Below are 21,657 nucleotides of genomic sequence, written 5' to 3'. Positions count from 1 at the left end.
AATTATGACGTAGCGGCGATCTCTCCGCCGCCGCACAGTAATGTTCCCGCAATGATCTCATCCGTACGATCTATTTTTAATTCACCACTTGCCGGATCAAGCATCAGATTCAGAAAATTCATCAGGTTGCGCGCATACAAAGTGCTGGCATCCGCTGCCACCAAACCGGGCAGATTCGCAATACCAATCAGATGCACGCCATGTTTGACTACATTTTGATTTAATTCCGATAACGGGCAATTACCGCCAGCTTCCACCGCCATATCGACGATCACCGAACCCGGCTTCATCGCCTGAACGGTTTCTTCCTTGATCAGCACAGGCGCTGGTCGTCCTGGAATTAGCGCGGTGCTGATAATGATATCTGCCGCGATCGCACGTTCATGCACTAATTCACCCTGACGCCGCTTGTAATCATCCGACATCTCAGTCGCATAGCCGCCTGCTGTTTCCGCTTTGGCTTTTTCTTCGTCGCTGAGTGGCACTTCCACAAACTTGGCGCCCAAACTTTCCACTTGTTCTTTCACCGCCGGACGCACATCAAAAGCTTCAACCACAGCCCCTAATCTTTTCGCCGTTGCAATCGCTTGCAAACCAGCAACACCCGCACCCAAAATCAATACCCGCGCTGCTTTGACAGTACCTGCCGCAGTCATCAACATGGGAAAGAATTTTTGATACACATTGGCCGCCATGATCACCGCTTTATAGCCTGCAATGTTTGCTTGCGATGACAAAACATCCATATTCTGCGCGCGCGAAATACGCGGCAATTTTTCCATCGCAAATGCGGTCAACCCATGCTGCGTCAGCGCATCGACACTTTCCTTATGATGCGGCGTCAATAACCCCAGCAATACCGCATCCTTGCGTATCATAGCCAGCTCGGTGGATTCCGGGCCACGCACTTTGAGTATAATTTGCGCTTGCGCATACAACTCAGCTACGTCAGCGACAATCGTCGCACCGGCTTCCTGATAGGCCGAATCCGGTATACTGGCTCCAGCCCCAGCGCCTGATTGCACTGAAACCTTATGAACACCCTTGGCAGTATATTTTTTCACGGTCTCCGGTGTAGCTGCTACACGCGTTTCTCCGCCGCGAATTTCTGCTGGTATGCCTATATGCATTGATAATCTCCCTTTTCTTGCCAACCTGCTTGCAAATAAAAACTAAAATTGTGCTTAATTTTTTAATGAATTGCGGATTATAAATCAATTTGCGCGCAATGCCATTAATTGGATCAGGAAAAACTTGATATGACTGGATTCTTTGATGACTCACCCAGTTTATTGTAGTGATAATGACAACACATGAAGCGTACAGAGCAGTGGATGAAACCGGCCGCTCCGACACTCACCTCAATGCATTTTTCTTAAGCTGCCTGGAAAACTGCGGTTTTTACTGCGCAGTCACTCATCCATTTTGCTAAATTCGTTTTCCAATTGTTGCGTAATCCGCTCCAACAGGGGTGGGATCTTCGTTAGTAACGATTCCGCGCCGGACCAGTCATTATTGACACCCGCGGTCTCAAGGGCCTCGCACAAATCAGCAAAACTCGCAGCACCGATTGTTCTGGCCGAAGATTTCAATTTATGCCCTAAGCGGCCAAGCGCAAGCAAATCTTTTTCAGCTTGCGCGGCTTTCATTTCCACTAACGTATCATTGGCCACTTCGATAAATTTGAGGCCGAATTTACGTACCAACGCTGAGTTGTTATGAAACATCTGACTCATCACTGAAATATCAACCGGTAAAGGCGCTTCCGGATCCGGCCCTGCTTCGACTTGTTTTATCACTTCCGTCATACTCCGGTTTTTAAACAACGATCGATCCAGCGGCTGGTCAGTTTCTCTTGCACCGTATTCTGACGCAAGCGCGTTGCAAGCCCAGGGAAATCGACCTGATCCAATGGCTGATCCTGATTGAAGCAGGAGAATACATACGTAATTTTTCCGGTCTCAGGATCTTCATGCGGTTGTAGACACTGCGCGCAGATTTCCTTCATCATGCACTGCATCGGCGAGTTGATCGAACCGATCGCAAAATGATCCGCTTTCAAGTAAGGCTTCAACTGATGATGACGCGCAACCCCAACCGCCGCCATCATACGATCCGAACCGATCGCAATAATATGATCCGCATCGGACAAGGCTACCGGTTGCACACCCAGTTCACCACTGGCATAAGCCACCATGGCCTGGACGATATTCCCAACATAACTTTTATCTTGCGGGCGCGTCGCCGTGAAACCCGGCGCTTCATCGCAGCACCATACCACGATGTCAGCCGCAGCTTCAATTTCCGCCACTTTGTAGCGGTCGGCCAGCTTTTTGTAGCCGGCGAAATACAGCACTTTCGATCCGGCTGCACGTGCCGCCGCACCAATGGAAAACAGTACCGCATTGCCTAAACCGCCACCCACCAGCACCACGGTTTCATTGGATGGAATTTCTGTCGGTGTTCCCGTTGGTCCCATCAGCACAACCGGCTCACCCGGTTTCAACATCATGCACAGATCGGAAGATCCGCCCATTTCCAGAACAATGAGCGAAACCAGTCCGCGTTCAATGTCCACCGAAGCCCCCGTCAATGCAAGACCTTCCATCGCCAGCCGGGTATTCTCGGCCTGTGTCGCCAGCGTGGCAAAATTCTGAAAGCGGTAGAACTGACCCGGCTGAAAATGTTCTGCCGCCATCGGCGCATGAACAACCACTTCGATAATATTCGGCGCAAGCCTTTCCACTTTATGAACTATTGCCCGCAACCGGTTGTTCAAGTTTGCGAAGAACTGCCCGGCGGGTTGATCCAACGATGGTTTGATCCGCTCCAATACCCGGCTTACCACCGGATAACCTTGTTTGGCGCTGGACATCGCTTTCACGACGTTGCCCGAATAAGAAGGGTGCAAATCGCCGAAGAAACTGATGAAACGGCCATCTTGCGCATCCTTGTAACGGCTCAGCAGTACCGATGGATAATCCGGTTTGGGATTGGCATACGTCGGCTTGATCGGGTTACCTTCTTCATCGCAAGCATTGAAGTAGCGGCCATCGAGTTGATAAATTTTTTCATCTTCACGTGCCAGTACCGTATTGGGTTGCGTGCCTGCGGCAACGAGCAAAGCGCGCGCCGGTAACTCAACCTTGCCGCTATCCTGCCATTGCCCGGTCTCATCACGTTTCTGTACGGTAAATTGCACCGACTGAGTATGCCCCCAGGCATCAATATTAACCCGCGTTGGCGTCATTCCCTCGGTAAACCAGATTCCTTCCTCCAGCGCTTTCTCCACTTCTTCATGGTTCAGCGTATAGGAGGGACTGTCGATCAATCGCTTGCGGTAGGCGATGGTTGCGCCACCCCAGGATTGCAGCAGAGGGATGATACGTGGCGTGCGTTTTTCCTGTCCGGCCGCCGCGCGTTCGGCGCGAATGGCGCGGGCGTGCGCGAGAAATTCATCGGCAATTTGCTGTTCTTCCTCATCCCATACTGCACGGATTGCCGCTTCCCCCTGCACCGCCGTTAGAATTTCATAGCGCTGCAAGAATTTTTCCACTTGTACCGGATAATACGCCAGTGCTTCCGTTGCGGTATCGATTGCGGTCAAGCCGCCGCCAATCACCACCACCGGCAAGCGTAACTGCATATTGGCAATGGAATCGCTCTGCGCGGCTCCTGTCAGTTGCAGCCCCATCAGAAAATCCGATGCCGCCCGTACACCGCGCGCCAACCCATTCGGCAAATCCAGCACCGTCGGACGCCCGGCACCTGCAGCCAAGGCTACATGATCGAATCCCATGGCAAAAGCATCATCGGTCGTCAATGTGCCGCCAAAACGTACACCGCCGAACAATGCGAATTCTTCCCGGCGCTCCAGTAACAAGCGGATCAACTTCAGAAAGTTTTTATTCCAGCGCACGGTAATGCCGTATTCCGCCACTCCGCCAAAACCGCCCGGCATGCGTTGATCCAGATTCTCTTCCAGCGTACTGGCAAGGCGGATCGCTTGAAATGGCACACGTTCACCCTTCTGGTTAACACCCGAGATGTCTCCCGGCAGAGGTTCGATCTTAAGTCCGTCAATACCGACGACGGTGTGCCCTTCATTCATTAAATGATGCGCCAGCGTGTAACCAGCGGGCCCCATGCCCACCACCAGAACCTTGCGTCCGGATGCCGGTTTCGGTACCGGACGGTGCAGGTTCAAAGGATTCCAGCGCGTCAGCAGACTATAAATCTCAAATCCCCACGGCAGCGCCAATACGTCCTTCAACGTACGAGTCTCGGCTTGCGGAATATCAACCGGCTCTTGCTTCTGATAAATACAGGATTTCATGCAATCGTTGCAGATACGGTGACCGGTTCCGGCACACATCGGATTATCCAGCGTAATCATGGCCAAACTGCCCACGGCGACACCCTGCGATTTGAGTTTATGAAACTCCGAAATACGTTCTTCCAGCGGACAACCCGCCAGCAATGCGCCCAGTTCGCTACGTTTGAACGCGGATGGCTCGTCCGGAGACTTGGATTTTTGTATCAATCCCTTGGAACACGAGTCCTTGCCCTGCTCATGGCACCAGATGCAGTAATTGGTCTCATCAAGCGCCCCCATCAGATCGGTGCCGTCATCGGTCAATGCGAAGCCGTTGCGTTCACGCAAATGCCCAAGCCGGTGCATCGTATAACCGGCCGAATCATCCGTTTGCAGCGACAGCAGATGCTGAAAATCCAGTTTTGCAGGGGATTTGAACAAGATACCCTGATGCGTATGCTGCTGGCCTGCCGGTGTGCGTAGCGCCCAAGCGGCATAGTGCAACGCCTTGTTCAAGCGCGCCTCGTTTTCTGCTTCCGCGTCCATCCATTGCGTTACTTTGGTCGCAAAAGCCAGCTCTGAGAAAGCCTCACCGAATTCCGCCGCCAACTCTTTTTCCAGCGCCAAGCCATTAATACCGGCCAACTCCTCATCACTCACTTTGCCTTTGGCGCGGCGCTGAACAAATTGCCGCTTACAAAAATACAGTGGCGCCAATTCATGATGCCGCGCCGCCAATTGCTGCACTTCGGTCTCTATGTTGAACAACCGGGCAATGAAATCTTCCAGCCAAGGCGCAATCTCGATCAACAAAGCGGATTCGTCTTTTGGCAGCAAATCATCGGGATGCGCGCGCGCAATCTCTAATTGTTTATACAGGGCTTCATCGCCGGTGCGAAGAAAATCCAGAAATACTTGATCCAGCTTGACCAAGCCGCTACGCTGGTAGAAATCGGCAATGGTAAAGCCAAAACTAAAATTTGAAGTATCAGCGATTGTTTCTGTTTGAGTGTGCAACGTTGCATCCATTTTTGTCATATTCTTAATCAATTAGTCTCTTATTACTTAATTTTATACGAATGTACTTCCAGCCGGTATTTGGTTATTGTCCGAAACCCTGATGGTTTAGAATCGCTCATCGATTGTTTTTTCATGCTTCGATAGCCATTCGGTAAACTCACCGCCGGGCATCGGTTTTGCAATATAAAATCCTTGAATTTAATCACATCCGAGTTCTAACGCCAATTGGTAATCTGTTCCGGCTTCAATGCCTTCCACCACCACATTCAAACCCAGCGCCTTGCCCAATTTTATACTCGACTCCAGATTGGCACGAGTCGCCGGATCTTTTGCCGCGCCATGCGCGAAAATCCGATCGACTTTGAGTTCGGTAAAGGGCATATGTTTGAGTGTTTCCATCGATGAATAGCCGATGCCAAAATCATCGATAGCCAATCCAAACCCTTTCAATCTAAGTCGAGTCAGGATATCCAAGGATTGTGCAAAATCCTTTCCCAGCTTGCCTTCGGTAATTTCCAATGTTATCCGGTCAATCGGCACATAACACTCGCGCACGGCTGCCTCATAAATTTCCGGCAAATTAAACCGATCCAGATTTTCCATTGAAACATTGACAGAAACTTTTAAATCAAACCCTTCCTGCAGCCACAAATCCAGTTGTTGCGCGGATTTTCTTAATACATCGCGAGTAAAGTCATTAATCAATCCACTTTGCTCAATCACGGGTATGAAGTTATCCGGTGAAACATATCCGTATTGCGTATGGCGCCATCGCGCCAAGCATTCGACACTGGTAACACGGCGGTTGGAAACGGCGATTTTAGGTTGATAAAATAAATCAATCTGATCCGCCGCCAAGGCCTGCTGGATCTCTTCCACCGTGAAAATCTGCCGTATCCGGGCAGGACAGGGCGCCTCGAGATGGGTATCGATAGTTGCGCCAAAAAGGCTGCCAGCGAACCGACCGTTACCGGTTTAGCCAGCGTGCCAATGACATTCAATCCGCGTACGGAAGCCAAGCGTTCTGTTGCTTTGAGCAAATCGGGATTAACACCGGAAAATAACACGATCTTACCGCTGTAGTACTGATCCGCAATATTGCGCAAGAACTCAATGCCATCCATACCCGGCATTTCAATGTCACAAATCAGCAAGTCAATCGCAGAGACTTGTGCAGACATCACAAATAAACCAGCCTTGCCATCTTCAGCAACCAGCACTTCGCTGACACCCAGATCCCTGAGCAAATGACTGACAAATTCAAGCATAAATCTGTCATCATCGAGCACCAGCACACGTATCGGCTTTTCGTTATTCATCCAGAAAATTAATACTCAATCAAATGCCACCGATTCAGCAAGAAAAAACCATTCATTTTTATCTCTTAGCGCTCATGAAATCCGTACATCCGGCTTGGGCATCAGCCACTTTAATAGCGTATTCACCAATCGCTCTGGATCAATTGGTTTTGTCAAAAAATCATTCATGCCCGCGTTTTGGCATAAATCTTTGTGATGCTGATCTGCATTGGCTGTTACCGCTATGATCAAAGTATCCGGACACTGCGGGTTGGCACGGATTAATTGCGTGGCTTCCAAGCCATCCATCACAGGCATTTGAATATCCATCAACACGCAGTCAAAGGGAAATTCACTTAACATTTCCAATGCTTCTTTCCCATGATTAGCTATCGCTACAGTCGCGCCATTATATTCTAGCAAGCCTTTTGCAACTTGCTGGTTTAACTCGTTATCTTCCACCACCAGGATAGTAAATCCTTTCAGTCTTTTGTCTTGTTCTTTTATTAAATTCATACTGTTAGCTTGATTTAATATTTCCTTGCACTTCCAGCCCGATGGATTCCAGCCGATATTCTACCTGTATCTGCGAATTTATCGCATACTTGATTTGATATCACTCGGAAATACGCACCACGGCCGCGATGAATCTCTACAGGGGAAATGCACGGCAATATTAAACACAAGTTCAGGTTTATTTTCGTTCAGATCCCACGACAGTCATTCAGCAATTATTCGTAATTACCAGACTCGCTATCGACGCGCCGGTAACTGTATTACGGGTATATTGTTCATGTCCGGGCGTATCGGCGATGATGAATTTGCGTTTGGGCGTGCGGTACGCCACATCGATGGTAATCCCTTGCTCACGTTCGGCCTGCAATCCGTCAGTCAGTAACGATAAAGACACCCTCGGCGCCGTGTTTACGTGTTGTATGGGTGATGGAAGGTAATTGATCTTCAAGAATAGACTATGAGTCATGCAATACACAGCCAAGCTGATTCCAACCGAACTCAGCCGGTTTACAACGAAAGCCCATCAACAAATCGCAGATGTTATTTTATGGGTACAACCTTGCCGCTGTGCAATCCGCATTCTTTGTTTTCCGGTGCTTCCCACCACCAGCGCCCAGAACGGATGTCTTCCCCCGGCGTAATGGCACGAGTGCAGGGCGCGCAGCCGATACTGGGATAAAATTTGTCATGCAGTTTGTTATAAGGCACGTCATAGTGCTTGAGATATTCCCAAACTTCCGCATTGGACCATTCCAGCAATGGATTGACCTTCTGCATGCGATTATCCATATCGTAAGCCGATACTTTTAAATTCGACCGGGTCGATGCTTGTTCGCTTCGCATTCCGGTGATCCAGGCGCGCTTACCCTGCAAGGCGCGGCGCAGTGGCTCGACTTTACGAATATGGCAACATGCCTTGCGCAACTCGATACTGTCATAAAACCCATTGACGCCATGCTCGGCGACATAGGCCTCAACTTGTTTTACATTGGGAAAATAGATACGCAACGGTGTTTTGTACCGCTCCCGCACGACTTGCATCAAATCATAAGTCTCTTGCGGCAAGCGGCCAGTATCCAGACTGAACATATCGATATCGAGCTGATAGCGATCAATGATGTCGGTCAAGACCATATCTTCCGCGCCCAAGCTGTTGGCAAAGGTAACCGGCGCAAAGTCACGGATTGTTTCGGTCAGAACCGCGACAACCTGCTCGATTTTTTGTTGCAAATCACTCATTGACCGGGTGCCGCTTCATTGGCTTTGCGCTGTACACGCCGGAACAACGGCAGTTTTTGATCAAACGAAGTTTGATACACTTCCGAAAAATCGCTCAAACCTTTTATTACATCTTCAATTTTCCGGTCCGGGTGCGGCGCAAACGCGTCAAAACCCACGCGCTGCAAATAAAATAACTGATCGCGCAATACATCGCCAATCGCACGCAACTCTCCGCTATACCCTAAGCGCGCGCGCAGATTAAAGGCGATCGAGTAACCACGGCCATCCGAGAATTTCGGAAAATCAACCGCAATCACGGAAAATTTTTCTATATCGCCTTTCAATTCTTCAGGTCGCTCATCGCTGGCCAGCCATACGCCGATTTCCTTGCGATCCTGCAATGCTGCGCGCTGCGCTTGCCATACTTGCAGCGGCACGATGACTTTACCGGCTGCAACAATGACATTTTCAGGTTTTTCTTGTTCCTGCAACCGCAACACGGTCCAATCATCCGCGACAATAGCTTTATTTTTGATAATCATGTCCATTAAAACCTAGGTGAATAATAAGGCACCTCATATTGCGCGGGCAGCACGACATGTTTGCCGGCGGCTTCATCTTCTTGCGCAACGAAATCGGTCGCATAGACATGTTCTTTGAAAGGCGTATGGCCGATGCGGCGTACCGTGCTAATAAAACTTTCATCTTCGAAGCGTTCACGCAAATAGACATGAATCAAGCGTTCAATGACTTCCGGCACTTGATGAAAAGTAAAGGAAGGACCGATAATTTTGCTGATCGAGCTATCGTTACCTTCCGCGCCGCCGATTGATACTTGATACCACTCATCGTGATCTTTCTTCTCCACACCGGTGATACCGATATTGCCGATGTGGTGCTGTCCGCAGGCATTGACGCAACCTGAAATATTCAGCGTAATTTCACCGATATCGTACAAATAATCCAGATTCTCAAAACGCTCGGCAATCAATTTCGCCAGCGGAATCGAGCGTGCATTGGCCAGCGTGCAGAATTCCGCGCCCGGGCAACTGATAATATCCGTCAGCATACCGATATTGGGCGTCGTCAGCTCTTGAGCGGAAGCCTCTTGCCACAGACTGATCAAATCCTTTTGCCGGACGTCCGCCAATACCAGATTTTGTTTATGCGTGATGCGCAACTCACCGAAACTGTAGCGATCCGCCAGATCCGCAACAAAATCCATTTGCTCAGCGGTGGCATCGCCGGGTGCATCGCCCGGTTTTTTCAATGACAATACGACAATCGCATAACCGGGAACCCGGTGCGGCTTCACGTTGCGCGAAAGCCAATTCGAAAACGAGCGGCTGTCCGCTTTGAATTCATTCAACTTCGAATCATGATCGGGTAATGTTTCATACACCGGATCGGTAAAGAATGATGCGACCCGATCGACTTCCTCGCCGGTTAACGTGCCGGGACCGTCCTTCAGATCCGCCCAGTCGGCTTCGACTTGACGTTTGAATTCATCGATCCCCAGCGCCTTGACCAGAATCTTGATACGCGCTTTATATTTATTGTCGCGGCGGCCATATTGGTTATATATCCGCAGAATGGATTCGACATACGTCAAAATATGCTGCCATGGCACAAATTCACAGATTTCACTGCCAATAATCGGTGTCCGCCCCAAACCGCCGCCCACCACAACCCGGAAGCCAACCTCGCCTTGCGCATTTTTGATAGCCGCCAATCCAATATCGTGCGCATAAATGGCTGCACGGTCTTCTTTACCACCGCTGATGGCGATCTTGAATTTGCGCGGCAAATAGGCAAATTCCGGATGAAATGTGCTCCATTGGCGCAAAATCTCGGCATACGGACGCGGATCCACCACTTCGTCCTGTGCAACACCGGCAAATTCATCCGAGGTGATGTTACGCACACAATTGCCGGAAGTTTGAATACCGTGCATTTGCACCGACGCCAAATCGGCAAGGATATCGGGTGTATCCTGCAATTTGAGCCAATTAAACTGAATGTTCTGACGTGTGGTGAAATGACCATAGCCGCGATCATACTTACGCGCGAGATGCGCAAACATGCGCATCTGCTGCGCAGAAATCAGACCATATGGCACCGCAATCCGTAACATGTAGCCATGTATTTGCATGTACAAACCGTTTTGCAGCCGCAACGGCAAAAACTCTTGCTCGGTCAATTCACCGGAAAGTCGACGGCGCACCTGATCGCGGTACTGCCTGACACGTTCATCCACTATTTGCTGATCATATTCATCATAGCGATACATCGTTAATTTCCCCGCCTATTTATTCAAAGATACCCAATGGATATGCCTTTAGGATTCTTGCGTATACCGTTTCGACACCGGCAGCAATAGGGCCGCATCCAATGGAAATTTGGCGCCATACTTCATGATATGGTCCACATCATCGTCTTCATCATGCCGCAATGCCATACCGATATAGGCATGCTCACCGCTTTCACCCACCACGATACCGATCCGTCCGCCACAACCATTAAACCATGTTACTTGTTTCGGTTTATTCTCAATATTTGTACTCATTAATCAATCCTAGTTTCATTAATGGGAAATTGCCAAGACCTGCCAATAATCAGCAATCCGCCACCCCAGCCGCTCACTTTATCATCCTGATGCACGGCATCAGCTTTTTCATTTTTATTAAAATCAACATACTGCAATCGTACTGACCAGCCGTTACCGACGTTTAGCCGTCTTTGTTCACATTTTTTTACGGAGCTTAGCGTAATTTGTTATTTTATCAAAAAACCAAGCGGAATCGCCTGTAACTTGTCACGGCAATCAATTCTAGTGTGTATGATAAATGAAACTGATCAGAGAACCTGACAGAATAAATCTTGCAGCTGCATTTTTCCCTTTTAACCGCATGGCATGATATCAATACCTATTTATAAATCAAAATAATATTATATTAGATATATATCACCATTTTCTATTAGCAGGCGTGACCTATGAAACTTCAGCAATTGCGCTATTTATGCGAAACTGCCAATCAGGACATGAACTTATCTAGGGCGGCAAAAAATCTGCACACCTCTCAACCGGCTATCAGCAAGCAAATCCAATTGCTCGAAGAAGAACTCGGCGTCGATATTTTTCTACGCAATGGCAAACGCATTGTAAAAATAACACCGCCAGGACAATTGATCATAAAAACAGCCGTCAAGATGCTGCGTGATGCTGACAACCTGAAGAAAATAGCGCAAGAATTTACCAATGAAGCTGGCGGCACGCTAACCATCGCGACCACACACACCCAAGCGCGCTATTCTTTGCCACCTGTAATCAAGCGTTTTACCGCGCGTTACCCGAAGGTCAAACTCATTTTGCGGCAAGGCAGCCCGGTACAGATTGCCGCTTTGGTCACCTCAGGTGAAGCGGATATTGGAATCGCCACCGAAGCGCTTGAACAATATAAAGAACTGGTCATGCTGCCCTGCTATCAGTGGAACCGCTGCATCATCGTGCCGCCCAAACATCCGTTGCTGAAATTAAAAAAACTCACGCTGGAAGCGATCAATCGCTATCCCATCATCACTTATGATTCGGCTTTTACCGGCCGTTCAAAAATCAACCAGGCATTCGCAAGCTGCGGATTGGAGCCCAATGTGGTACTCACCGCAATTGACTCTGACGTGATTAAAACCTATGTGGAGCTGGGACTGGGTGTTGGCATTCTTGCCAACATGGCTTTCGATGCCAAGCGCGATAAAACCCTCAGATCCATCGATGCCAGTCATCTATTTGAACCCAGCACCACACGCATCGGTATCAGCCGCAATAGCTATATACGTGGTTATATTCTTGATTTCATCGAAATGTTTGCGCCTCATCTTGATCACGCCAGTATTCAAAGCAAGCTGGAAAGAGGCAAATCCGCCGATCCCGAGAATGCAAGTTGATTCTCACCGGAATTGAAAGTACGATGATCGCAAAGCTATCCGGCCCAAGCAACCAATGCCCAATCATCTGATGAGGTGAAACATGAAAAAGATTCTGAGTTTGTTTTTGGCATTACTCGTTCTGATCATAACCGCTCTTGGTTCCGGTGCTTACAATATGGCAGCCACCGAGAAACATTGGGCCATTACTGAAAAAATCATCGAATGGGTGCGTGAAAGCTCTATTGAAGCACGCGCCAAGAATCTGGAAGTACCGCCTTTGGATGATGAAAAGCTGCTGCTGACAGGCGCGGTTCACTACGATGCCATGTGCCCGGTCTGCCATCTTGCACCCGGCTTGAAGCCTACGGAGCTCTCCGCCGGTTTGTACCCCCAGCCGCCGGTATTTCATCAGCGCGAACCGGTCATCGATCAGGCCGAAAAACAGGATCGCGCCAAGGAATATTTCTGGGTCATAAAAAACGGTTTGAAAATGACCGCCATGCCGGCCTGGGGACTCAGTCACGACGATGACTCGATCTGGGCGATGGCAGCCTTCATCCTCAAAATGAGCCATATGACACCCGAGCAATACGATGAGCTCGTCCATTCAACCAAGGATCACGCGCATGACCATAGCCATGCGCATGAACATTAACCGGAAAAATCCGATTTCCTCAACGATCTCCGGTTCACTGATCGCAAACTACACCCATGCGGATTACCGGATCGGCACCGCGGCTGACTGCATTACGCTCACAATCGATCAATACTCCGAATCGCTCGCGCAATTCCTGGTGACATTAAATCAATCGTGCGCGGCGATCATCAGCGCCTATAACCCCTACAGCCAATTAGTCAGCGATGAGGAAAACGTAGTGGCGCATGAATCGCTCAGACATTTCCTGACGTATCATGCCTATCAAGGTATCGAAAGTGTGCACACTGATCCGGCTGGCGTATGGCCGGCAGAAAAAAGTTTTTTTATTCCCGGAATCGATATACACAGCGCAAAATCATTGGGGCAGCTATTTAACCAAAATGCGATTGTTTGGGTTGATCGTGACGCAATTCCCCGTCTTGTCTTGCTGCGCTAGTCGCGTAAGACACTTCATCCATTACCAGCAGTAACAAAAATAACTTGAAATTTTTCAGAACATTCAAGGTCGAAAAATTCTGTATAGCTGGCAATACAAGCACGATGCTATACTCAATCTTTTAATAACAGTTTGGGAGACAAAACGATGAAGCAGACACTCACCTTTCTGACTTTGATTTTTCTTAGTTTTGGATTACTCGCTTTCGATGCGGAAGCAAAACGTATGGGCGGCGGTAAAAACATAGGCACGCAACGCCAATCGGTCAATCCGGCACCCAATACACAAAAAGCAGCACCTGCTACAACACCAGCCGCGGCTCCTTCCACTGGTAGCAAATGGGGCGGCGCGTTAGCGGGCCTGGCAGCAGGCGGCTTATTGGCTGCGCTCTTCATGGGCGGTGCGTTTGAAAATATCAACATGATGGATTTTGTGATTATGGCGTTACTGATTGGCGTTGTTTTCTTCGTCATCCGCATGCTGCGAAAACCCAGGGCGGAGCAAGCCGCTTCGATGCAATATTCCGGCATGGGTGCTGCGGGCACACAAGACCGCTTCAATGCGCCCCCTTTCACTGCACCGGCAGAAACTGCGTCCAGTGAAAACAGCGGAAGCGCATATCAGCAGCCGAATATTCCTGCAGATTTCAAAGTAGAACCTTTTATCCGCAACGCCAAGGCTTCGTTCATCCGCTTACAAGCAGCGCATGATCGTGGCGATATCAATGAAATCCGTGATTTCACAACTGCGGAAATGCTGGCGGAATTAAGCGAACAGATGCAGGAAAGAGGCGATACGCAACAAAAATCGGAAGTCATGTTTATCGATGCCAACTTACTGGAAGTGGAAACTACCCAGGATATGGCGATTGCCAGCGTGCGCTTCACCGGCCAGCTACGCGAACTTCCAAATGGCGAACCGGAAGCATTTGATGAAATCTGGCACGTGCAAAAAGATCTGAAAGATCCTAACGCGACTTGGTTATTGTCCGGAATTCAACAAGTTTCGTAATTCTTTACGCAATGTAACACTGTAAATTAAACCCCGGCCAGACATGTCTCTGACACTATAATCTGGCCGGGTTTCAACAAAAACAGAATCGCTTTTCTAACTCCTCATCAATTCTCAGCATTTCCACTTCAGTTAGAGCCATGTCCACGAGAATATCAAAACTTGTCATGGTGTTGGCTTTCGCACTATATGCTTCACTGGTGGCATTCAATAACCTCACCGATTACAACTCGAATTTCACGCTGGTAGCACATGTGCTGATGATGGACACCACATTTCCCGGCAATGAAGGGTTATGGCGCGCCATTCATTCTCCGGCTATTCATCACACCGTTTACAGCCTCATCATAGGCACCGAAATCATGATTGCTGCGCTGTGCTGGCTGGGCGGTTGGCGTTTATACCGGAGTATCCAAAACCCCGCTGCTTTCAATCAAGCAAAAGGTTTGGCAATTCTTGGACTGACACTGGGCTTTTTACTGTGGTTTACCGGATTCATGACGATTGGCGGCGAATGGTTTCTGATGTGGCAATCGGAAACAGCTAATGGGCAGCAGGCTGCATTCCGTTTAGTGATGATCATTGCCGCCATCCTCATTTACCTAACCCAAGCGGATGATCAACAGTAAACAGCAGATCTGAAGACTGCCGGTTTTTCCGGGCGATATAAAAAACAGCCTGCAGATACTACGGCTTACTTATTCGATAACAAAACATCAATCCCGGCCTGAGCAATCTGCGCATCCTGATGCGATCGTACGCCACTGACACCGACTGCACCGGTAAATTGATTATCGACCGTAACCGGCAGGCCGCCTTCGATCGGTAATGTTCCAGGCAAATTCAAATAGCGCAAATGCCCGGCGGCAATATTTTCTTCCCAAATTTTAGTCGGACGGCGGAATGCAATCGCCGCACGCGCTTTCTCAATCGCGACTTGGATACTGACGTACTGCGTCCCATCAAGGCGTTGCAGATGCAATAAATGCCCGCCATCGTCGACAATAGCGATGACAACCGGCCAGCCGTTCTGTTTGGCTTCCGCCTCCGCTCCGGCGGCTATTTTCTTCGCATCATCCAGCGTCAGTATGAGTTTATGAGCCGTCATCATTTCCCTTGTTTAAAATAAAATCGTACCAATCAAATTCCGGCGCCATTTTCGTACACTTCCTGCCGCATCTGCGCTTGGGAAATATTGCTGCCCGGCGGCACGCTACGCGTTAACCAGACATTGCCGCCGACGGTCGATCCGCGCCCGATGGTAATGCGCCCCAATATCGTAGCGCCGGCATAAATCACCACATCGTCCTCGACAATCGGATGGCGCAGATTCCCTTTCACCAAGGCGCCGTTCTCGTCCACCGGGAAGCGTTTGGCACCCAGTGTCACCGCCTGATACAGCCGGACATTCTGACCAATGATCGCGGTTTCTCCAATCACCACACCGGTGCCGTGATCGATAAAGAAACTGCCGCCGATCTGCGCTCCGGGATGGATTTCGATACCGGTTACCGAATGCGCAATTTCCGAAATCATACGCGCGATCAACGGCACCCCCAAGCCATGCAGAACATGCGCCAGCCGGTAGTGCATGATCGCCATGATACCGGGATAACAAACCAGCACTTCATCGACATTGCGCGCCGCCGGATCGCCCTCATACGCCGCCTTGATATCGCTCTCCAGCAGCAAGCGGATTTGCGGTAACCGTTTGGCAAAGGACTGCGTAATGGCAATCGATTGCGCACGATCCTCATCGCTGAGCATTTCCAATCCCGAGTTATAGTGCAATTCATTTTGAATTTGCACCATCAGCTCGCGCAACGTCATATTCAGTATATGCCCGACATAGTGATCGATGCCTTCATCCGCCAGCTCCGACGACCCCAGCCGGTTCGGAAACATGGCCGCGCTCAAGCCTTCCGCAACACTGGCCATAATCCTGCGCGACGGCAACCTGGGCGGCCGGTCATGCCGGTTGCGGCTTTCCAATGACGCCTGCCGCAGCGCGCGCAGCTCCATTACGATACTGTCCACATCCAGCTGCGTGCTGCGCAGCAAAAGGTCTCGTGTCTGCTTACTATTGTTCACTCTGTTGCCAAGCCTTGCGCATCAAACATACCTTCAAAAAGAATACTGCTCAGATAACGTTCGGCGGAATCCGGCAATATCACCACGATGGTTTTACCTGCATTTTGGGGTCGTTTAGCCTGACGAACCGCAGCCGCTACCGCAGCGCCGCAGGAAATACCCGCCAAAATCCCCTCTTCGCGCGCCAGACGCCGCGCATACAGTATGGCCTCTTCGTTACTGACTTGCTCAATTTCGTCCACCAGCGAGAGATCGAGATTATCCGGTACAAAACCGGCGCCAATCCCCTGAATTTTATGCGGTCCGGGTGCCAGCGACACGCCTGCACGCTTTTGCGACAGCACCGGACTCGCGGTAGGCTCAACCGCCACCGAGGTGATAGCTTTGCCTTTGGTTTGCTTGAGATAACGCGAAACACCGGTAATCGTGCCGCCCGTTCCCACACCTGCGACAAAAATATCGACAGCACCATCGGTATCGTCCCAAATTTCCGGACCGGTAGTTTTCTCGTGGATGGCCGGATTGGCCGGATTTTTGAACTGTTGCAACAATACATAGCGCCCGGGGTTAGAAGCGACGATTTCTTCCGCTTTGGCCAAAGCGCCGTTCATGCCGCGCGCGCCTTCGGTCAATTCCAGCTTGGCGCCGAGCGCAACCAGTAACTTGCGCCGTTCCACGCTCATCGTTTCCGGCATCGTCAAAGTCAGCGGAATTCCCCGTGCCGCTGCGACAAACGCCAATGCAATCCCGGTATTGCCGCTGGTCGGTTCGACAATCTCTTTTCCCGGACCCAACAAACCTCTGCGCTCAGCGTCATCGATCATCGCCGCACCGATGCGGCATTTCACCGAGTATGCCGGATTGCGCCCTTCGATTTTCCCCAGCACCAGCGCTGCCGCACCATCCGTCACCCGATTGAGTCGCACCAGCGGGGTACGCCCAATCGATAATGAATTATTTTCAAACCAATTTGCCATGAGTTTTCCTTTTTGTATGTGATGCAATTGCCCGCGCATCATAACTAAAATGTGATACCGGAACATAACCATTTCACTATAGCGCATTCATTCCGAAGCTGAAAGTGAAAACCGGTTGATTTGAATCCGTGAGAAAAAACTCAAAACGCAATTTGCATGCGCGAAAACAACACTTTCTCTTCCGCCCGGTTCGCTCCACCACCGGCACCGCCCGTGAAATGGGTCTGATTGTAATCCAGTTGGAATTTAATATTGCGATTGAGATACCAATTAATGCCGATACCGAAATCCTGCGCTTTTCTAACCGCGTGATCCGCGTCAAACAGGCCATGCGCAAACGCTTTGTCATCGAGGTTTAATACCGCATATCGCCCGACCAGTTGCACTGCGCCCAACGAACTGATGTTTTCCAGTGTAAGTGGACTGTGCGGCCGGATCCGGCGAAAGGAAGCATCGCCGTTAAACAGCACCCAGGACAATTGCGCTTGAAAAGCATCATGGGTGACTTTATCAGTCACTGCACCAAGCTTCACATTCTGTTGAGAGACCGTATACTCGCCCAGCACCCCCCATGGTCCGTAGGAATAATAAAGCTGCGGACCAATCCGCTCGCGGCTGCCATCGGCAAAAGCGCCTCGCGCATACGAAGCGATCGATTGCTGGCCGGGAGAAATAAACACCGGCAAATGAGACTCGCCACGCTGTGCATTGCCTTGCTGCGTGCCATAACTGTAAGCAATTCCCAATCCGAGGCCTTTTACAAGCGCAACATCACTGTGCTTGAGCGGATGGGAAAACAGCCGTGCTACGAAATCAACCCCGCTGTAGTTTGAATAAATCACACTATCACGCAACCCGCTGCTATTGTCGACCATGCCGCTGAAGAGTCCGACTTGATATTCGGTGGTATCCCACAAAATAGTGCCGAAAATTTGCCCGCCTATTTCCCGGTTGGGCGCCAGATTGGTGGGAAAAGCACGTTCATTGAAAGCCAGTGCAGTGGCTGACTGCAAGCGCTCCAAACCGAATGCCGGTTTAAACTTGCCCGCACGGATATTCAACGGCTTGGCAAAGTTGCCTTCCCAAAACACATCCAGAATCCCCGGCGCCGACGCAAAGCTCGACATGATATAAAGACTATGCGTCTGATTGAATTTAACCTCGAGTGAAGGCTGAATCCGCCGCAACAAAAAGTTGTCTTTACCGGAATCCGCCGCATCGTCAAAATAGGTGCGGGTATCCGCCTGCATAAACCCAGCCAGCCGCACTTCACTTTTGCCTTTATTCCATCGGAATCCGGTTCCCGCATTACCATAGAAAAAACCCGGTTTTCTTTTTTTTCTTTTTTTGTCTTGGGAAGATTTTTTGCTGACAGTTTGCTGCGATCGGTCAGAAATATCTTCCTGCGCAAAAGCAGCCGTGCTGGCAAGAAAACTGCACAGAACCCCACTCAGTATGAGCCTTAGCCAGGTAACTTTCATCGGAATGAAGGATGAGGCCAGTAAATTCACGATCCCAAAATGGTTCTGACACCCGTTCAATGAGCTTGCTTTGCCGGACGAAAGTGATTGCACATGCTCAGCTCTCCGGAAATAAAAAATCAAACGTTCTTTCCCCCATACCGCCACGCTCCATGCTGATCGCAAAGGAATGCGGCGAATCCGGCAGCAGATGAAAATCATAAGTAGTCGGCAAGCCCAGCAGCCGGGCCTGATAGCTCATTTCCTCCACCCAGCGCCGGCCACGTTCGATCCGGGTTTTACCTTGTAGTCTGTCAATGGTTGTTGATTTGTTCAGTTCTGCATCACGCCGGTTATCTTTTTCTCCCACCAGCACGCACACCGGGATGTTCAAAAATCGGGCAGAGTTGAATTGTACTTGCGGTATGCTCTGGACTGGCTGTATCCCTATCGGAAATTTAAGCGAGGCATCCGGCAGGGTATACCAGCCCGGCGCACCCAAAACGATTCTTGCGACACGTTCCGGATAGGCAAACATGTAACGATGCACAAACTGCGCTCCGCCTGAATAACCGAATAGATACAGCTTGTCTGGGGTGGCGCCCGTTAACTGCGCAACCTCGCTCGCGATTGCATTAAGCACGATATCCGCGCGGTTGCCTTTACGCCCCAGCCGCTGATAATCGGGAAAACGATCTGCGGGAAAATAGGGTGCGATCATCACAACGCCATATTTCTCAGCATAAGCAGCGAATTCTTTAGCGTGCTCGCGCACATTGCGCGAAATACCATGCACCGTAATAAAAATTTTTGCAGCATTTCCACCTTGCCGCGGCACATACAAAAAGTACTTCTGGCGCGAATCCATTTGCAGTGTGCGTTGCAACACCACGCCACGTTCCATCGGTTTTGAACGCGGCACAATACTCGTAGCCATAGTGCAAGATAGCGGTAATAGCATCAATATGGCTCCCCAAACAATCCCTTTCAAATCGCGACCGGCTTGCTAATACCGAAAAACCGCGCAACCGGACCATCATTGGACAACAGCGCAGCAGGCGGACCCGCTTCCAGCAAGCGGCCTGCTTCGAGATACCAGACTTCATCAGCGGCCATGATATGGTCTACATGATGCGTCACCATGAGAACAGTCCCTTGATAGCTAGCCAGTATGCGATCGATGACTTTACCGGCTTGGCTGTCGAGATTGGCATCCGCTTCATCCAGCAGCAACAGCGGAGGATTTCCCAGTAAAGCACGAGCCAGTGCAATACGCTGACGCTGGCCTACCGATAAATTCAATCCGCCTTCCGCAACCCGGGTTCTATCTCCTTCCGGAAACGGCGCCAGCATTTCATCAATCCCGCACAGTGCACGGACTCTGGCCACTTCCTCATCCGGTGCATTACGCCAGCGATAACGTAAATTTCTTTCGATTGTGCCTCGTAACAAAGGCAGATCTGGGCCAACCATACCAACAGCTTGGCGCACTGAATTCAAGCTATGTTCCGCCAGGTTTTGCCCATCGAGGAACACCTTGCCTTCATGCGGATCGATCAGCCTCGCAGCCAATAACAACAACGTCGATTTGCCCGCGCCATTGGGCCCTACCACTGCAACCACTTTACCCGGCGCTATGGTACCGCTCAGCCTATTCAATCCACCCGTCACGCTGACTGAATCAAACTGTAAACCGCCTGATCTTACGGTCAAATCGGGCGCATTAGTCGTTTGCGCCATCAGGGATGGACTATCCAAAAATTCCTTAATTCTTTCCCGTGCAATACTAGCGCCATGCCAATATTCCTGAATACGTCCCAAGTCACGCAAAGGCGGCAGCAGAATACCGACAATAGTAATGGCCGCGATAACCGCACCGACACTCGCAGTACCGGTTGTTACCGCAAAAATACCGGCCAGCAATGTGGTTGCGGATGTCATGGCGGCGGAAAATTCAGTAACACCCAGAATCTGACCGGCTATACGCGCGCGAGCAACCATCGAGTCCTGCAAATACTTTCCTTGACGGATAATGTGCTCACGCTCCCGATCCACTTGGCCGAATACCTGCACAACCGCGATGCTGGTTACCTTTTCATTCACATTGGCTGCCAAATTGGATAAGCGGCGCCGCGATTCTTTTGCCGCAGCGCGCATGCGCTTGCCGAAAAGGTAAGTCAACCATGCGCCCATAGCGAGCGATACAGTTACCGTAACAGTGAGCTGCCAATTGATCATTCCCAACAACAGTAATGCGGATACGGTTGAAACGCCTGCTACGGTCATGCGCGCCAATCCCATGCTGATCCAGCGCCGTAACGATGTCATGTCGCCGACAAAGCGAAGTGATACGCCGCCACGGCTGCGCTTTTGTAATGTCCGGGGAGTCAAAAAACTCAAGCAGTCGTACAACAAGATCCGCACTTCGGCAGCATAGTGCTGCCCCATTTTTTCAGCATCAATACGTTCGGCCATGCGCAGCCAGCCAATACACGCGGCTGCCATAATCAATCCTGCGACCAGCCATACCACACGCACGTCCAACACCGGCTGTTGCGCGGTCAGAAAGCCGTCGAATATTTCCCTCACCAGCCACGCCGTGCCAATCGCCAATGCCGCTTGCAATAAGCCATTGGAAACCAAGCGGATGAACAGAATGCGGCGGTAGCCGTGAAGTATCGGAGGAATTTTCATTGTGCGGACTTAATAATGTTGAGAGTGATGTAC

21 protein-coding genes and 1 pseudogene are annotated in these 21,657 nt (G+C 50.2%); 5 read left to right on the top strand and 17 right to left on the bottom strand.

Going from position 1 to position 21,657, the window contains the following annotated elements:
- Positions 1-2 precede the first annotated feature (2 nt).
- From BLU57_RS00365 to BLU57_RS00315, 11 genes and pseudogenes are all read right to left on the bottom strand, one after another.
- Positions 3-1,130 carry a Re/Si-specific NAD(P)(+) transhydrogenase subunit alpha gene (locus tag BLU57_RS00365; protein ID WP_090314857.1) on the bottom strand — a complete coding sequence of 376 codons (1,128 nt, stop codon included), beginning with the start codon at positions 1,128-1,130 and terminating at the stop codon, positions 3-5.
- Between the two features lie 282 nt (positions 1,131-1,412).
- Positions 1,413-1,808 carry an Hpt domain-containing protein gene (locus tag BLU57_RS00360; protein ID WP_090314855.1) on the bottom strand — a complete coding sequence of 132 codons (396 nt, stop codon included), beginning with the start codon at positions 1,806-1,808 and terminating at the stop codon, positions 1,413-1,415.
- A complete protein-coding gene (locus BLU57_RS00355; protein ID WP_256206057.1) occupies positions 1,805-5,344 on the bottom strand; it encodes an FAD-dependent oxidoreductase in 3,540 nt (1,179 codons plus the stop codon). Before BLU57_RS00355 ends, BLU57_RS00360 begins: the two co-directional genes overlap by 4 nt.
- 189 nt (positions 5,345-5,533) lie before the next feature.
- Positions 5,534-6,154, bottom strand: a complete 621-nt coding sequence (locus tag BLU57_RS00350) for an EAL domain-containing protein (protein WP_256206059.1) — start codon at positions 6,152-6,154, stop codon at positions 5,534-5,536.
- The gene (locus BLU57_RS00345) at positions 6,055-6,654 is read right to left on the bottom strand and encodes a response regulator (protein ID WP_090314850.1); all 600 of its coding nucleotides are present in this window, start codon (positions 6,652-6,654) and stop codon (positions 6,055-6,057) included. The genes BLU57_RS00350 and BLU57_RS00345 overlap by 100 nt, the downstream gene beginning before the upstream one ends.
- A gap of 72 nt (positions 6,655-6,726) precedes the next feature.
- Entirely contained in the window at positions 6,727-7,149 is a 423-nt protein-coding gene (locus BLU57_RS00340) for a response regulator (protein WP_090314848.1), read from the bottom strand.
- A 223-nt stretch (positions 7,150-7,372) separates the two neighbouring features.
- Positions 7,373-7,673 (bottom strand): annotated as a pseudogene (locus BLU57_RS00335) (GTP-binding protein); the annotation flags it as partial.
- Between the two features lie 16 nt (positions 7,674-7,689).
- A complete protein-coding gene (locus BLU57_RS00330; protein ID WP_090314846.1) occupies positions 7,690-8,388 on the bottom strand; it encodes a phosphoadenylyl-sulfate reductase in 699 nt (232 codons plus the stop codon).
- The gene (locus tag BLU57_RS00325) at positions 8,385-8,912 is read right to left on the bottom strand and encodes a DUF934 domain-containing protein (RefSeq protein ID WP_218131608.1); all 528 of its coding nucleotides are present in this window, start codon (positions 8,910-8,912) and stop codon (positions 8,385-8,387) included. Before BLU57_RS00325 ends, BLU57_RS00330 begins: the two co-directional genes overlap by 4 nt.
- A gap of 5 nt (positions 8,913-8,917) precedes the next feature.
- Positions 8,918-10,660 (bottom strand): nitrite/sulfite reductase, encoded by a 1,743-nt coding sequence (locus BLU57_RS00320; protein ID WP_090314842.1) that lies wholly within the window; start codon positions 10,658-10,660, stop codon positions 8,918-8,920.
- A 48-nt stretch (positions 10,661-10,708) separates the two neighbouring features.
- Positions 10,709-10,936, bottom strand: a complete 228-nt coding sequence (locus tag BLU57_RS00315) for a hypothetical protein (protein ID WP_090314841.1) — start codon at positions 10,934-10,936, stop codon at positions 10,709-10,711.
- Positions 10,937-11,364: 428 nt separating this feature from the next.
- Between BLU57_RS00315 and cysB the strand changes: the two genes are divergently transcribed.
- The 5 genes from cysB (at position 11,365) to BLU57_RS00290 (ending at position 15,031) form a co-directional block, all read left to right on the top strand.
- The gene (gene cysB / locus BLU57_RS00310) at positions 11,365-12,315 is read left to right on the top strand and encodes an HTH-type transcriptional regulator CysB (RefSeq protein ID WP_090314839.1); all 951 of its coding nucleotides are present in this window, start codon (positions 11,365-11,367) and stop codon (positions 12,313-12,315) included.
- An 82-nt stretch (positions 12,316-12,397) separates the two neighbouring features.
- A complete protein-coding gene (locus BLU57_RS00305) occupies positions 12,398-12,952 on the top strand; it encodes a c-type cytochrome (protein WP_090314835.1) in 555 nt (184 codons plus the stop codon).
- A complete protein-coding gene (locus BLU57_RS00300; protein ID WP_256206044.1) occupies positions 12,924-13,391 on the top strand; it encodes a DUF3293 domain-containing protein in 468 nt (155 codons plus the stop codon). Before BLU57_RS00305 ends, BLU57_RS00300 begins: the two co-directional genes overlap by 29 nt.
- 147 nt (positions 13,392-13,538) lie before the next feature.
- Positions 13,539-14,402, top strand: coding sequence for a Tim44 domain-containing protein (locus BLU57_RS00295; RefSeq protein WP_090314831.1), 864 nt, complete (start codon positions 13,539-13,541; stop codon positions 14,400-14,402).
- Positions 14,403-14,542: 140 nt separating this feature from the next.
- Positions 14,543-15,031, top strand: a complete 489-nt coding sequence (locus tag BLU57_RS00290) for a DUF2165 family protein (RefSeq protein WP_090314829.1) — start codon at positions 14,543-14,545, stop codon at positions 15,029-15,031.
- A gap of 65 nt (positions 15,032-15,096) precedes the next feature.
- Here the strand turns inward: BLU57_RS00290 and BLU57_RS00285 are convergent, their stop codons facing one another.
- The 6 genes from BLU57_RS00285 to BLU57_RS00260 all read right to left on the bottom strand — a co-directional run bounded on the left by BLU57_RS00285 (position 15,097) and on the right by BLU57_RS00260 (position 21,624).
- Positions 15,097-15,513: a GlcG/HbpS family heme-binding protein gene (locus BLU57_RS00285; protein WP_090314827.1), complete on the bottom strand. Its 417-nt coding sequence runs from the start codon at positions 15,511-15,513 to the stop codon at positions 15,097-15,099.
- A gap of 29 nt (positions 15,514-15,542) precedes the next feature.
- Entirely contained in the window at positions 15,543-16,424 is an 882-nt protein-coding gene (gene epsC / locus BLU57_RS00280) for a serine O-acetyltransferase EpsC (protein WP_256206060.1), read from the bottom strand.
- 65 nt (positions 16,425-16,489) lie between these two features.
- Positions 16,490-17,470 (bottom strand): cysteine synthase A, encoded by a 981-nt coding sequence (gene cysK / locus BLU57_RS00275; RefSeq protein WP_090315268.1) that lies wholly within the window; start codon positions 17,468-17,470, stop codon positions 16,490-16,492.
- 140 nt (positions 17,471-17,610) lie between these two features.
- A complete protein-coding gene (locus BLU57_RS00270) occupies positions 17,611-19,044 on the bottom strand; it encodes an OprO/OprP family phosphate-selective porin (protein ID WP_176776332.1) in 1,434 nt (477 codons plus the stop codon).
- Between the two features lie 4 nt (positions 19,045-19,048).
- Positions 19,049-19,867 (bottom strand): alpha/beta hydrolase family protein, encoded by an 819-nt coding sequence (locus tag BLU57_RS00265; protein WP_256206045.1) that lies wholly within the window; start codon positions 19,865-19,867, stop codon positions 19,049-19,051.
- Positions 19,868-19,917: 50 nt separating this feature from the next.
- The gene (locus BLU57_RS00260; RefSeq protein WP_090314815.1) at positions 19,918-21,624 is read right to left on the bottom strand and encodes an ABC transporter ATP-binding protein; all 1,707 of its coding nucleotides are present in this window, start codon (positions 21,622-21,624) and stop codon (positions 19,918-19,920) included.
- Positions 21,625-21,657: the final 33 nt, after the last annotated feature.

The organism is Nitrosomonas oligotropha, from assembly GCF_900106555.1.
Lineage (GTDB): Bacteria > Pseudomonadota > Gammaproteobacteria > Burkholderiales > Nitrosomonadaceae > Nitrosomonas > Nitrosomonas oligotropha_A.
This window is presented reverse-complemented; position numbering and strand designations above follow the sequence as displayed.

Coding starts and splice junctions, on each gene's coding strand:
- BLU57_RS00365 (WP_090314857.1), bottom strand. CDS start 1,130: ATGCATATAGGCATACCAGCAGAAATTCGCGGCGGAGAAACGCGTGTA.
- BLU57_RS00360 (WP_090314855.1), bottom strand. CDS start 1,808: ATGACGGAAGTGATAAAACAAGTCGAAGCAGGGCCGGATCCGGAAGCG.
- BLU57_RS00355 (WP_256206057.1), bottom strand. CDS start 5,344: ATGGATGCAACGTTGCACACTCAAACAGAAACAATCGCTGATACTTCA.
- BLU57_RS00345 (WP_090314850.1), bottom strand. CDS start 6,654: ATGAATAACGAAAAGCCGATACGTGTGCTGGTGCTCGATGATGACAGA.
- BLU57_RS00340 (WP_090314848.1), bottom strand. CDS start 7,149: ATGAATTTAATAAAAGAACAAGACAAAAGACTGAAAGGATTTACTATC.
- BLU57_RS00330 (WP_090314846.1), bottom strand. CDS start 8,388: ATGAGTGATTTGCAACAAAAAATCGAGCAGGTTGTCGCGGTTCTGACC.
- BLU57_RS00325 (WP_218131608.1), bottom strand. CDS start 8,912: ATGATTATCAAAAATAAAGCTATTGTCGCGGATGATTGGACCGTGTTG.
- BLU57_RS00320 (WP_090314842.1), bottom strand. CDS start 10,660: ATGTATCGCTATGATGAATATGATCAGCAAATAGTGGATGAACGTGTC.
- BLU57_RS00315 (WP_090314841.1), bottom strand. CDS start 10,936: ATGAGTACAAATATTGAGAATAAACCGAAACAAGTAACATGGTTTAAT.
- cysB (WP_090314839.1), top strand. CDS start 11,365: ATGAAACTTCAGCAATTGCGCTATTTATGCGAAACTGCCAATCAGGAC.
- BLU57_RS00305 (WP_090314835.1), top strand. CDS start 12,398: ATGAAAAAGATTCTGAGTTTGTTTTTGGCATTACTCGTTCTGATCATA.
- BLU57_RS00300 (WP_256206044.1), top strand. CDS start 12,924: ATGACCATAGCCATGCGCATGAACATTAACCGGAAAAATCCGATTTCC.
- BLU57_RS00295 (WP_090314831.1), top strand. CDS start 13,539: ATGAAGCAGACACTCACCTTTCTGACTTTGATTTTTCTTAGTTTTGGA.
- BLU57_RS00290 (WP_090314829.1), top strand. CDS start 14,543: ATGTCCACGAGAATATCAAAACTTGTCATGGTGTTGGCTTTCGCACTA.
- BLU57_RS00285 (WP_090314827.1), bottom strand. CDS start 15,513: ATGATGACGGCTCATAAACTCATACTGACGCTGGATGATGCGAAGAAA.
- epsC (WP_256206060.1), bottom strand. CDS start 16,424: ATGGAGCTGCGCGCGCTGCGGCAGGCGTCATTGGAAAGCCGCAACCGG.
- cysK (WP_090315268.1), bottom strand. CDS start 17,470: ATGGCAAATTGGTTTGAAAATAATTCATTATCGATTGGGCGTACCCCG.
- BLU57_RS00265 (WP_256206045.1), bottom strand. CDS start 19,867: ATGGCTACGAGTATTGTGCCGCGTTCAAAACCGATGGAACGTGGCGTG.
- BLU57_RS00260 (WP_090314815.1), bottom strand. CDS start 21,624: ATGAAAATTCCTCCGATACTTCACGGCTACCGCCGCATTCTGTTCATC.